Here is a 13,016-nt window from a genome sequence, read left to right as displayed (position 1 = left end):
GAGAAAATGAATTCTTGGAATTGCGTAGCAAGCCTTAGAATTCATAAGAGAGGGGGCTTTTAGTTTGAAGGTTCGTCTGACAGTCTTTCAAATAGAGCGATTTAGAAAAAATAGTTGTTTTATTTATTACTATGGGCCTCTGTAATTTTTGCCAGTAAGTCGGTTCTTCTTTTCACTAATTTGTTCGTAGCAATGTATTTACATTCGCTGAAAATATTATGCATCCTCTTATCAATACGTATCAGGTCAACTTGATCATGTTGGTAGAGATGCATTAAATCACCAAAATCTGAATCGTTTGGTATAATTTTTTCATCAATTAAAGCCTTGATGTAGCAATTTATATAATTGATGCCTTTGAGATGCTTATTAAAATCATACTCGCTAAATTCAAATTGATTTATTCCCTGATGTTTTGAAACTTTGCCATTTAAATCAGGCGTATTTTTCCGACCACTAGCAAAATGGGTTTTCTTAAATTCACGGTAGGCTTTTTTATATTTCGAAACAGCTTCGTTATGTTGTTTCTTTTTTATTATGAGTTCATCAATGGCTAATTTCAGCTTTGTAAATGGCCCTTCTACCATTTCCTCTAGATGATTATTTTTGTTTGAGAATACGTACCAAAAATCGAAAAAGTATACTGGATCTGTAATCCATCTTTGCAGTTCTTTGTTTAGTGCTCTGGGACTTATGCTGCCAGCTAAAAACCTCTCTATAAACTGGTTCTTAGTTATCTCGTCAGAGATTGGTAAATTGTCTTGTAGTTCAGAAAATATGCTTTCTTTTGATTTAGATTCTGAAAATAGAGTTTTCAGATTTTTAGTGTTTGATAAGCTTCTGCGATTTTTGCGACTAATTCCTTCTTTTTCAAGTAAGCTTTCTTTTATGCTTTTAAGAATATTTTCTGCACTTAAAGTTTGAGTGGCTATTCTCGGCATCCAAATGCCGTTATTGGGAAAATGGAAACCACATTCACGATCACTTGGGTAGGGGAAGCAGTTTCTCCCACAAATTTCATCTACAGTTTTAGCTCTCTGAATTCTGTTTTCTCGTGCAATATCATCTCCATTGCGTATCAATTCCATTATATGCCAGTAGGAATAACCAAAGATTGCTTTTCCGCTGTTTCGGAGATTTATTAGTTCGTTTTTAAATTCCACAGATTCTGATGTGGTTTTTGACAATTCAACAAAATCCGAAGTGTCCAAGTAGACAATAACTGGCTTCAATTCGTACCCTCTTTGTTCTTTTATACGCTTCAGCCCGAGGTTTCTCCCCGGGCTGTGAATGTTTTTGCTAACCTATTAAGAACAACCGCTCGTTGAGCCACATGTATCGCATTTAAGGCACGTACCGTTGCGGACCATCGTGAAGTTGGAGCATTCCGAGCACATGTCGCCCGTATAGCCCTGCATGATGGATTTGGCGCGGCGGGTGTTTTCCAGCTTCTTGGCTTCGGCGGCCTCCGCCTTTGCTTCCGCATTGGCTTTGGCGACCTCGTCGTGGGACGCTTTTTCAATCACCTCATCATGCACTTCGGCCTGAAAATCCGCGTTGCGGTCTTCGTAATCGCGTTTGAAAGCAGAGGCTTCCTCCTGCAATTCCAGCACCGGCGCAGTGGCCAGCGACGTGTTGCTCTTTGCCGTGCTGGCGATAGCGGTCACGCCTTTTGCGCTGCTGCCCGCCGGTGCGTCACCGGATGATTTCTTGCCGGAAACCACAGACAGTTTGTGACCGCGTGTCAGGCCTGATGAAACAGCATCGGCCTTGCCGCTTTCGATGCCTTTGCCGAGCGTTGTCTGCTCGAAGGCAGACTGGTCGACATGGGACAGATCGTGGCGGCCAAGGTAAGACACGGCCAGTTCGCGGAACACATAATCGAGGATCGATGTGGCGTTCTTGATTGCGTCATTGCCCTGAACCATGCCGGCAGGTTCGAATTTGGTGAATACGAACGCATCCACATATTCTTCCAGTGGCACACCATATTGCAGGCCAAGCGAAACGGAGATCGCGAAATTGTTGATCAGCGCGCGCAGTGTCGAGCCTTCCTTGTTCATATCAAGGAAGATTTCGCCGAGACGGCCGTCATCATATTCGCCGGTACGCAGGAACACAGTGTGTCCGCCAATCTTGGCTTTCTGCGTGTACCCCTTGCGGCGTGACGGCAGCTTTTCCTGATCGCGCGAGATTTTCTCGACGATACGCTCGACGATTTTCTCGGTCACCTGAACGGCGCGGGCCGCTGCCGGTGCTTCGATCAGTTCTTCAACCGCATCATCGTCCTCCTCATCCTCGATAAGCGAGGCATTGAGCGGCTGTGACAGTTTGGAGCCGTCGCGGTAAAGCGCATTGGCTTTAAGCGCCAGTTTCCATGACAGAAGGTAGGCATCCTTACAATCTTCAACAGTGGCCGAATTCGGCATGTTGATTGTTTTGGAAATCGCGCCGGAGATGAACGGCTGGGCCGCCGCCATCATGCGGATGTGGCTTTCCACGGACAGATAACGCTTGCCGATTTTGCCGCACGGATTGGCACAGTCAAACACCGCATAGTGCTCTTCTTTCAGGTGCGGGGCACCTTCCAGCGTCATCGCGCCGCAAATGTGGATGTTGGCCGCTTCAATGTCTTTCTTCGAAAAGCCCATGGCTGACAGCATGTCGAACGAGAAATCATCGAGCTGCTCATCGGAAAAGCCGAGCGTTTCCTTGGCAAAGTCTTCACCAACGGTCCATTTGTTGAACACGAATTTGATATCAAAAGCCGATTTTAGCGCCGCGTTGATCGCCTCGATCTTCTCGTCCGTAAAGCCTTTGGCTTTCAAGCTGCCCGGATTGATCGCCGGTGCCTGGTTCATATTGCCATGGCCAACCGCATAGGCTTCGATTTCCGCAATCTGCGCCTCTGTATATTCAAGCGTGCGCAAGGCGGCTGGAACAGCGCGGTTGATGATTTTGAAGTAACCGCCACCGGCCAGCTTCTTGAATTTGACCAGTGCGAAGTCCGGCTCAATACCGGTCGTGTCGCAGTCCATCACCAGACCGATTGTGCCTGTCGGCGCAATAACAGTGGCTTGCGCGTTGCGGTAGCCGTTCTTCTCGCCAAGCTCGATCGCGCGGTCCCATGCACGCATTGCGGCTTTCGGCAGGTCCGCATCCGGACATTCATCATGCACGAGCGGGACAGGGTTTACAGCCAGTTCTTCATAGCCTTCGGTTTTGCCATAGGCGGCAAGGCGGTGATTACGCATCACGCGCGCCATGTTCTTGGCGTTCGGCTTGTAACCCGGGAAAGGTCCAAGCTCACCGGCCATTTCCGCCGATGTCGCATAGGACACACCGGTCATGATCGCGGTCAGCGCGCCGCAGATCGCGCGGCCTTCTTTTGAGTCATAAGGAATACCCGATGACATCAGCAAGCCGCCGATATTGGCATAGCCAAGGCCGAGCGTGCGGTATTTGTAGGACAGTTCGGCAATCTCTTTTGACGGGAACTGCGCCATCATCACGGAGATTTCAAGCACGATCGTCCACAGGCGCACGGTGTGCTCGTATTGGGCGATATTGATATTCTTTGTGTCCGCATCCTTGAACTGGAGCAGGTTGATAGAGGCAAGGTTACAGGCCGTATCATCAAGGAACATATATTCCGAACACGGGTTCGACGCGCGGATCGGGCCGGCGGACGGGCAGGTGTGCCAGTCATTCATGGTTGTGTTGTAATGTAGGCCCGGATCGGCAGAGGCCCATGCCGCATAGCCGATTTTGTCCCATAGATCGCGGGCTTTGAGCGTTTTGACAACAGAGCCGTCGCGGCGGGCAGTCAGTTCCCACGCGGCGTCTTCTTCAACCGCACGCAGGAAGCCGTCCTGAATGGAGACCGAGTTGTTGGAGTTCTGGCCCGCAACAGTCAGATAGGCTTCTGAATCCCAGTCGGTGTCATATGTTTTGAACTGAAGGTCGGTGTAACCCTGCTTCGCAAATTGAATCACCCGATGGACGTAATTCTCTGGAACCAAAGCTTTTTTCGCCGCTTTAACTTCACGTTTCAGGGCAGGGTTCTTGTTCGGGTCAAAGCAGTCGTCATTGTCAGCCTGACAGTTCAGACATGCCTTCATGATGAGCGAAAGATGTTTTGAGACAACTTTAGAGCCGGTAACGAGCGCGGCAACCTTTTGCTCCTCGTTCACTTTCCAGTCGATGTAAGCTTCGATATCCGGATGGTCGATGTCGACAACAACCATTTTGGCCGCGCGGCGTGTTGTGCCGCCGGATTTGATCGCGCCCGCTGCACGGTCGCCGATTTTTAGGAAACTCATCAGGCCGGAAGACTTGCCGCCGCCGGAAAGCGGTTCGTTTTCACCGCGGATATAAGAGAAGTTGGAGCCTGTACCGGAACCATATTTGAACAGACGCGCCTCACGGACCCAAAGGTCCATAATGCCGCCTTCGTTTACCAGATCATCCTGCACAGACTGAATGAAACAGGCGTGCGGCTGCGGGTGCTCGTAAGATGATTTGGATTTTGTCAGCTTATTGGTGAACGGGTCGACATAGAAATGCCCCTGACCTGGACCGTCAATGCCGTAAGCCCAATGCAGGCCGGTGTTGAACCATTGCGGCGAATTCGGCGCCACACGCTGTGTGCAGAGCATATAAGACAGTTCGTCCATGAAAGCCTGCGCATCGGCTTCTGAATCGAAATATCCGCCTTTCCAGCCCCAATAGGTCCATGTGCCGGCCAAACGTGTAAACACCTGACGGGCATCCGTCTCAGAGGTGTAACGCTCTTCTTCAGGCAATTTTTCAAGCGCTTTTTCATCCGCAACAGAACGCCAAAGAAATGAAGGGACAGAATTTTCTTCAACTTTTTTCAGGCGGGCAGGGACGCCGGCTTTGCGGAAATATTTTTGTGCCAGAATATCAGCGGCAACCTGGCTGAATTGCTGCGGCACATCAATATCGGCCAGACGGAAAACAATAGAACCGTCCGGATTTTTGATTTCACTTGTTGCCTTGCGAAATTCGACTTCCGCATATGCTGATTGACCTTCTTTGGTGAACTTCCGTTCAATGCGCATTTGTCTGTCCCTTTAGTGCCTAAAACTATATATGGTATTGTCCACAGTCGGCTTTTGCCGCGTCTGTCTACCGCCCGTACATTCACTGATTGCCTGACACAGTGCTGCCTTGCCGCTGATCCCCCAAGATTAATGCGCATGCCAGCGACGAGCATCCGCAAAACCCGAAATTGTTATGGTTTGTTCCAAAAAATATGCGTTGCAAATGTTTCGGTTCAAACACTCTATATTGTTGCTTCAGCTTCTGTAAATACCAAATGTAGTATTAACAAAAGATTTACGCTGTCTATTTTTGGCACTGATAGGCCGCACCAATCCTGACCAAAAGCCGTGTTTATAGCGCACGATAGCGCTTAGCTTTCGACCAGTAATCCACTCAAATTTTGAAAATTTCCCCGGTAAACTTACCCCATCCGGCGAAGTGACTTCCATCACATGATTGTCATAAAGCGCGACTCGCCCGCGACCGTCAAGCACTAGATTTAGTAAAATACAAAAACACTACATATGGTATGGGTGTTAACCTTATCTGGCCTGTGCACAAATGAATAACGGGGAAAAGTGAAAAATGGGGTTGCGGGTCAAAGAAGTGAGCAGATGCGCGGTTTTCATGCCCCGCCAAGACTGTTTACGGGCATAATGGTCACCACTAATTGCCGACTCTAAGAATTTTGTGTGGCGGTGGTAATGATACGTTTTTTTATCCGGCTTAACCCGACAGGAGTAATGCCGAGATAACGTGCGATCTCGTTCTGCGTCACCAGATTTACGATTTGGGGTGTCTCTTCCAATAGTTTTTTGTAGCGTTCTTCCGGCGAAAGGCACAATAATTCGTATTCACGCGCTTCTTTTTTCATCGCGAAGTTCAACAGGAAATCCACAATTGATGCCGCGATATCGGCGTTGGTGCGGCTGGCTTCATGCAAAGCGCTGAACGGCAAGACGGTCAGTTCGCATGGTTTTAGACAAACCAGACTGAATGTGCTCGGTTTTCCCGCATGGCTGGCCATAAGGCTTGTGATGCTGTAACCCTTTGAAATGAATGATTTGATGTTCTCTTTGCCATCAGTTGAAAGGTAATAGGCTTTCAGCAAGCCGTCTTTGACAAAGTAAAGTGACTGGTTCTGATCTCCTTGCCGAAAAACATGTTCTCCTGCTTCCCGCACCAGCGGCGTGCCATTGCGCGCGATAAATTCACCTAATTTCATGACTTTTAACTTGGGTTAATTCCGGAACCAAAATGCGCAGCTAGTTTGCACGACATCAGGAAATGAACCAGCCATGTCAGGAATAATTTATGAATATTGTCGGCAAACATGTCGTAATAACAGGCGGGACATCAGGCATTGGTTTGGCGCTCATGCGCCAACTATATGATAACAATGATGTTTCTGTTATTTCTCGCCCTTCGGACGGCCTTGAAGAATTGAAGCGCGCTTTTGAACGCGTCAATATCTATGAAGCGGATTTGGCCGATTTGGGCGCGGTTGAAAAAGCAGCTGACCTTTTGGTCAAAAGCGAAAAGAAAATTGACGTACTGATCAACAATGCTGCTGTTCAGTATACACCGCATTTTCTTGATGACGATTTTCAGTATGAATCGATCAGACGGGAAATTGACATCAATTTTACGTCGGTGTGCACGCTGATCTACCTTTTAATGCCTGGTTTGATGCAATCAAACCCGGCAATCATACTCAACATCAATTCCGGGCTGGGACTGGTGCCGAAAACAGACTCGGCAATTTACTGCGCCACAAAAGGTGCACTCAACATCTTATCTCAGTCACTCGGATACCAGCTTGAAAGCACCAACATAAAAGTAAAGCAGGTTTTTCTTCCTTTGGTCGATACCGCCATGACGAGAGGGCGCGGCAAGAACAAGCTGACGGCCGACGAGGTGGCCGCTGAAATCATTCGCGGGATAAGTTCCTCAAAATCCAACATCTATATCGGGAAGGTAAAAGCTCTTCGCCTCATTAACCGACTGTCGCCCAGCTTGGCACAAAAAATTATGAAGGCGGGCTAGCATCATGAGACAACTTGTTAAAGTTATGCTGATCCTGGGCACCGTCTTTGCTATGACTTTTATTCTAGGACGTATTTTCGGAATTCTGACTGTCGAGAATGTTAAATTCTGGCTGGAGGCGGCCGGGTATGTAGATCCGTTATGGCTTGCCGGAACGGTAATATTACTCCTCTTTCTGGATCTCTTCGTTGCCGTGCCCACACTCACTATTACAATTCTGGCTGGTTTCTTTCTGGGATTTTATGCCGGTGCGGCGACCGCATTTGTAGGCATGTCTCTAGCAGCGTGCTCTGGCTATCTTATAAGCCGTATTTGGGGAGACCGCGCGGTTTCATTTCTGGTTCGCGATATTCATGAACGGCGGGAAATGGCGGAAACGTTCCATAGAAATGGACCGGCAATGATTATCCTGTCGCGTGCCGCTCCGATTGTACCGGAAGTTACCGCATGTATGGCGGGCGCAACGAGGATGCGTTTTTTACATTATATCGGTTTTTTCACGCTCGGAACGCTGCCATATGTTCTTATTGCTTCTTATGCAGGTTCGATCAGTTCTCCAGAAAGCCCGCAGCCGGCGATTTATGCTGCACTCGCACTTTATGTCTTTCTGTGGCTTGGCTGGTATCTGTTGCATCGCAGAACGCGGCGGCGCATTAAAGGCTGATCTTTTTCATCATTGCAGAAAATGAGGTGTTATTCGGTGTTCTTGCGAGAGAAGGGCGATTGCCAACTTCCTGCTTGACCTTCCTGCAGGGGGAAGCTGCAAGGTAATGGTAAATAAAAGCGAGTGATTCCATGTACCGGAAAGTCCTTTATCTTGCATTTGCCAGCGTCGCGGCGGGCATTGTTGCTTATGTTGCATTGAAGCCTAGCGGGCAAAAACATATGACAGGCGCCGCATTGGCTGAGGTCAAAGTCCCACAACTGTCGTCTGAACAAATGGCGGGTGAGATGGCATTTAATGAGAATTGTGCCTCATGCCATGGCACAAATGCGGCAGGACAAGACGGTATTGCGCCGCCTTTGGTCCACTTCATTTACGAGCCATCACATCATGGCGATCAAGCTTTTGTTCTTGCGGCACAAAACGGCGTTCGCCAACATCATTGGCCATTTGGAAACATGCCGCCGGTGGAGGATGTAAGCGAAGGTGAAATCCAGACGATAATCGCCTATGTTCGTGCCTTGCAGCGCGCGAACGGTATCAATTAGTTTTATAAGCGCAGGCCATGGCTTCCATTGCAATCATTGAATATAGAATGCGTTTTTTTGCTGGCGTAACACTTTGTGACACTCAAAATTGAACTCTCAGCCGTTCAAAACGTTGTGATGTACAAGCTGGATGCTGCTCAAGTTTTCCAGCATCTGGAAATTACTTACTAAAGGAGTTGAACATGCCAGAAGATAAGATTACCGACCCCGATGTTCAGCAAATTGTGGATGATCAAAAGCTCGCAAATGCAGACAAGATCACCAAATTGAAGAAAATGCACGAAGATGAACGGGCAATTCAAAGAGCGGCGACCGAGAGCCCCATGGCGCAAGATGACGGCCTGAATGACCGGCTGCATGACATCACACTCGCGCTGAAAGATCTTGGCGTTGATTCTAAAGGTCCAGAGGACAATCTGGGTGCAACGCTTTAAATATCAGCGTTCGAAGATAATAAAACGGCCGAAGCGCGTGAAAGCACTCCGGCCGTTTCAATTTGAATAGTTCTTCGTCTTACGACTCCAGTTTGTCCTGTGTTTTGTTCTCAAAATCACTGGCATCGTGGCGTTCATGCAATTGGGTGTCTAATTCGCCCCATTTGCGGTTGACCATTTTACCGCGCTTAACCGCTTCGCGGCTTGCAATCAGCTTCGACCAGCGCACCAGATTCTTATATCCCGAAGCCTCAAGGAATGTTGCCGCATCACCATAAATGGTACCTTCAACAACAGCGCCGTACCACGGCCAGATTGCCATATCGGCAATCGTATATTCTTCGCCGGCAATATAGGTATTGTGCTCAAGCTGCTTGTCCAGCACATCAAGCTGGCGCTTTGCTTCCATGGTAAAGCGGTCGATTGCATATTCGAACTTTTCAGGCGCATATGCGTAAAAATGACCGAAGCCACCGCCGAGATAAGGAGCTGAACCTTGTAGCCAGAAGAGCCAGTTCAACGCCTCTGTGCGCTTGGCCGGTTCGCTCGGCAAAAACGCGCCGAATTTTTCGGCCAGATAAAGCAGGATGGCGCCTGATTCAAAAACACGCGTCGGCGTGTCTGTGGAATGGTCCATCAAGGCTGGAATCTTAGAATTCGGGTTTACAGCCACGAATCCTGAGCCAAATTGATCACCTTCCTGAATGTTGATCAGATAGGCATCATATTCGGCCTGACTGTGACCAGCTGCCAAGAGCTCTTCAAGCATGATGGTAACTTTCACGCCATTTGGTGTGGCCAGCGAATAAAGCTGGAGAGGATGTTTGCCCACCGGCAGCTCTTTTTCATGTGTGCTGCCGGATATGGGACGGTTAATATTAGCGAACTGGCCGCCATTGCCCGGTTCCCATTTCCATACTTTGGGCGGGGTGTATTCATTTGCGTCTGACATGAAAGCCTCGTTGAATTATTGTTGCTGCCGTATGTAAGTGCAGCCAAAGGCAATTCAACCAATGCACGATTTAGTGATCGGTTTTACAACTGCTGTGATCGCCCAACGCCTCTAACACCTTGCAATGACCTACAGTGTCGCTGTTACAGTTTTGCGTAATGCGTGTCAGCTCCACACTTAATTGCTGTAGCTGTGTGATTTTTCGCTGAAGATCTTTCAGATGCTGGTTGGCAATCACATGCGCCTCCTTGCAAGGCATGTCAGGATTGGCGTTCAGAACAATCAAATCCTTGATCGCATCAATGGAAAGGCCCAAATCACGCGCATGGCGGATAAAGGTCAGCCTGCTTAACGCATCCGGCTCGTAGCGGCGTTGATTGCCTTCGGAGCGGTGAGGCGGATCGATAAGCCCGATGTCCTCGTAATAACGGATTGTCGGGACTTTTACCTGTGCCTGCGATGATAATTGGCCGATAGAAAACATTTTTCAAAATACCACTTGAACCTCTAGTGACTAGAGCAATTACATATTCAGGCATCAGATTCAATGGAGACTAAAATGCCTGGCTGCAACCACTGTCACGATCAAAGCACATTTGATGGAATGTCGGACGCTTACAAGCGCCGGCTCTGGATGGTCATTTTCCTGAATGCGGGAATGTTTATTGTTGAGATTTTCGGCGGTGCGTTTGCCGATTCGAAGGCGTTGCAGGCCGATGCGCTGGACTTTCTGGGCGATGCAACGACATATGGCTTGTCCTTATATGTGATCGGCATGAGCATCACGGCGCGGTCAAGGGCGGCAATGCTCAAAGGTGTGAGCCTATTTTTAATGGGCTTGTGGGTGTTCAGCTCCACTGTCTACGCATTTTGGACCGATACGCTACCAGTGGCCGAACTCATGGGCGGCATTGGCTTCATGGCGCTTGCGGCCAATCTTGCGAGTGTTTTTCTGCTGGTAAATTTCAAAGACGGTGATGCCAATGTGCGTTCTGTCTGGCTCTGCTCACGCAATGATGCGATTGGTAATGTGGCGGTTATGCTTGCTGCGCTCGCAGTTTGGCTTTTGGGCAGCCGCTGGCCCGACCTTATTGTCGCGGTAATGATGGCCGGTCTGTTCTTGAGTTCTGCCTGGCAGATTTTGACGCAAGCCTTGCAGGAGCGCAAACAGCAGAACGCCTGAGGTGGTATTGACCGCTATCTGGTAAAACGCCGCATAAATGTTAGGAAAAATGTCAACGCTAGAAAGATGGAAAAACCATGCGCAGCCAGCTTTGTATCTTCAATATTGAAACGGGCGAAGACCGGATTTTGACTGAAACCGATATGCTGATTGAAGCGCCGAACTGGCATCCGGATGACACATTTCTCATTGTAAACGGCGAGGGGCACATCTTTCGTATCGATTTCGACCAGCCCAACATATTGCAGAAGATTGACACCGACTTTGCTGTCTTGTGCAATAATGACCACGGAATTTCGCCGGACGGGACGATGCTCGTCATCAGTCAGGGCGCTGATACGTCAACTATATATACACTGCCAATTGAAGGCGGCCGCCCAAAGCGCATTACGAATGATGAACCTTCTTATTGGCATGGCTGGTCGCCTGATGGAAAAATGCTGGCCTATGTCGGACGTAGTCAGGGGCCTTTTCAGGTGTTCACAGTACCGGTTGATGGCGGTGAGCCAGTGCAATTGACCCAAGGTGGCGGCCATAAGGACGGGCCGGATTATACGCCCGATGGCAATTGGATATGGTTCAATTCGGACCGCGGCGGACACATGGACTTATGGCGCATGCGGCCCGCTGACGGTTCCGATCTTGAGCAGATGACCAATGACGATGCGGTGAACTGGTTTCCTCACCCCAGCCCAGACGGAAAGCATGTGCTTTATCTAGCGTACGAAAATGGTACGGAAGGACACCCGCGTGATCGGAATGTTAGATTGATGCTAATGCCAAGCGAAGGCGGTGAGGCGCGCACTTTGAAGTCGCTGTTTGGCGGGCAGGGCACTATCAATGTTCCCTGCTGGGCGCCGGACAGTAAACGCTTCGCCTATGTGCAGTATATGCCTGCGACTTAGCCTTTGTGATTTTCAGCGATCGGCTTCTGATAAGTAAAGCCCATGTCCCACGGAAAATATATCCAAGTGTCTTGGCTGACCTCGGTGATAAAAGTATCAACCAGCGGCATACCTTTAGGCTTGGCGTACACTGTCGCAAAATGCGCTTTTGGCATCATTGCGCGCACAAGACCTGCCGTTTTGCCGGTATCGGTCAAATCGTCAATGATCAGAATTCCTTCGCCTTCGGCTTCAAGCAGTTCCGGTGAAATTTCTTTCAGCACATAGATATCGCCCTGATTTTCATAATCATGGTAGCTGGCGACTGATACTGTTTCTATAACGCGGATGCCCAGTTCGCGGCTGATCACGGCTGCCGGTACAAGACCGCCGCGCGTAATGCAGACGATGGCTTTCCATTCTTTTGATACATTGGCAACGCGCCAAGCCAATGCGCGTGCATCACGGTGAAACTGGTCCCAAGATACGGGAAATGCTTTTTCAGGAAGCGACATGGCTAAACTCCAAAATGTTTGGAGACCGCTTAGCGGTAAACGCCCGCAGAGGCAAATGTTTGCCGCTACGAAACTGTGAGTTTTAACGTATTAAACAGCAAGTTAGGCTGCAATACTCTGCTTTGATGTTGCCGACTTGTTTGTTTGGGAAGCAGAGGATTTGGAATCTGCGATAAATTCAAACAGCGGATTGATCGGAATTTCATGCTCTGCGATTGCTTTAATCAGGCGGTCAAATGTCCAATCTGCAAGCGGGTTAATCTGTAATACGCCGCGGTCATCATCCCATTTTGCAAAATCAATGGATTTATTCGCGCTCAATTGCTCATTGCGAAGACCGGAAATCCACACATCCGCATCAACAGCTTTGACGGCCGGAATGTTGATATCGTAATTTTCAGCGGTAATGGAACGCAATGTCTGTGCGTTTTCCAAAAGCAGGCCACTCAATGTCGTCACGATTTTAAGCTGATTGCCATGGTTGATAATTGCCCATGAAATCAACTGGTCTTCCGTGCCGAAGTTTGTCGGAAATACCGCATCGGGAAATTTACCCGCGATAAGCGCAATACGCTGTCTTAAAGAAAGCGATGCGAATTGGTCATTCAGTTCTTTGGCTATTTGAGCATAGTTCATTTGAACATTCCTTGTGGCTGCACGTAGAATGTTCAGAAAATGAGACTTTTAAAAGAAACGAAAATCTATAAATCGCATGAATATTAG

The 13,016-nt window shown here is 48.7% G+C and carries 13 protein-coding genes; 6 read left to right on the top strand and 7 right to left on the bottom strand.

Annotated elements, in window-relative coordinates:
* Positions 1-119: 119 nt before the first annotated feature.
* The 3 genes from SU32_RS08360 to SU32_RS08350 form a co-directional block, all read right to left on the bottom strand.
* Entirely contained in the window at positions 120-1,187 is a 1,068-nt protein-coding gene (locus SU32_RS08360; RefSeq protein ID WP_144421078.1) for a hypothetical protein, read from the bottom strand.
* A 120-nt stretch (positions 1,188-1,307) separates the two neighbouring features.
* Positions 1,308-5,084: a vitamin B12-dependent ribonucleotide reductase gene (locus SU32_RS08355; RefSeq protein WP_053998881.1), complete on the bottom strand. Its 3,777-nt coding sequence runs from the start codon at positions 5,082-5,084 to the stop codon at positions 1,308-1,310.
* A 662-nt stretch (positions 5,085-5,746) separates the two neighbouring features.
* Complete coding sequence (locus SU32_RS08350) at positions 5,747-6,292, bottom strand: Crp/Fnr family transcriptional regulator (RefSeq protein ID WP_053998880.1); 546 nt, start codon at positions 6,290-6,292, stop codon at positions 5,747-5,749.
* An 89-nt stretch (positions 6,293-6,381) separates the two neighbouring features.
* On the opposite strand from SU32_RS08350, the gene SU32_RS08345 reads away from it, so the two are divergent.
* From SU32_RS08345 to SU32_RS08330, 4 genes are all read left to right on the top strand, one after another.
* On the top strand, positions 6,382-7,113 hold the full coding sequence (locus SU32_RS08345) for an SDR family oxidoreductase (RefSeq protein ID WP_053998879.1): 732 nt from the start codon (positions 6,382-6,384) through the stop codon (positions 7,111-7,113).
* 4 nt (positions 7,114-7,117) lie between these two features.
* Positions 7,118-7,777, top strand: a complete 660-nt coding sequence (locus SU32_RS17085; protein WP_144421077.1) for a TVP38/TMEM64 family protein — start codon at positions 7,118-7,120, stop codon at positions 7,775-7,777.
* A gap of 131 nt (positions 7,778-7,908) precedes the next feature.
* Positions 7,909-8,325, top strand: a complete 417-nt coding sequence (locus SU32_RS08335; RefSeq protein ID WP_211097713.1) for a c-type cytochrome — start codon at positions 7,909-7,911, stop codon at positions 8,323-8,325.
* Between the two features lie 182 nt (positions 8,326-8,507).
* Positions 8,508-8,759 (top strand): hypothetical protein, encoded by a 252-nt coding sequence (locus SU32_RS08330; RefSeq protein ID WP_053998878.1) that lies wholly within the window; start codon positions 8,508-8,510, stop codon positions 8,757-8,759.
* A 79-nt stretch (positions 8,760-8,838) separates the two neighbouring features.
* Here SU32_RS08330 and yghU read toward each other — a convergent pair whose 3' ends face one another.
* Together yghU and SU32_RS08320 are read right to left on the bottom strand one after the other, a co-directional pair.
* Entirely contained in the window at positions 8,839-9,711 is an 873-nt protein-coding gene (gene yghU, locus SU32_RS08325; RefSeq protein WP_053998877.1) for a glutathione-dependent disulfide-bond oxidoreductase, read from the bottom strand.
* A gap of 70 nt (positions 9,712-9,781) precedes the next feature.
* The gene (locus tag SU32_RS08320) at positions 9,782-10,195 is read right to left on the bottom strand and encodes a MerR family transcriptional regulator (RefSeq protein WP_053998876.1); all 414 of its coding nucleotides are present in this window, start codon (positions 10,193-10,195) and stop codon (positions 9,782-9,784) included.
* 75 nt (positions 10,196-10,270) lie between these two features.
* Here SU32_RS08320 and SU32_RS08315 point away from each other — a divergent pair, with 75 nt between their 5' ends.
* The gene (locus SU32_RS08315) at positions 10,271-10,894 is read left to right on the top strand and encodes a cation efflux transmembrane domain-containing protein (RefSeq protein WP_053998875.1); all 624 of its coding nucleotides are present in this window, start codon (positions 10,271-10,273) and stop codon (positions 10,892-10,894) included.
* Between the two features lie 77 nt (positions 10,895-10,971).
* Complete coding sequence (locus SU32_RS08310) at positions 10,972-11,799, top strand: TolB family protein (protein WP_053998874.1); 828 nt, start codon at positions 10,972-10,974, stop codon at positions 11,797-11,799.
* Here SU32_RS08310 and gpt read toward each other — a convergent pair.
* Both gpt and SU32_RS08300 read right to left on the bottom strand, forming a co-directional pair.
* Positions 11,796-12,293: a xanthine phosphoribosyltransferase gene (gene gpt / locus SU32_RS08305; RefSeq protein ID WP_053998873.1), complete on the bottom strand. Its 498-nt coding sequence runs from the start codon at positions 12,291-12,293 to the stop codon at positions 11,796-11,798. The two genes, SU32_RS08310 and gpt, sit on opposite strands and share 4 nt — an antisense overlap.
* A 102-nt stretch (positions 12,294-12,395) precedes the next feature.
* Positions 12,396-12,929 (bottom strand): phosphoadenosine phosphosulfate reductase domain-containing protein, encoded by a 534-nt coding sequence (locus tag SU32_RS08300; RefSeq protein ID WP_053998872.1) that lies wholly within the window; start codon positions 12,927-12,929, stop codon positions 12,396-12,398.
* Positions 12,930-13,016: the final 87 nt, after the last annotated feature.

This window comes from Ahrensia marina (genome assembly GCF_001293565.1).
GTDB lineage: Bacteria > Pseudomonadota > Alphaproteobacteria > Rhizobiales > Rhizobiaceae > Ahrensia > Ahrensia marina.
Note: the sequence above shows the minus strand (reverse complement) of the source record. Positions and strands in the feature narration are given on the sequence as shown.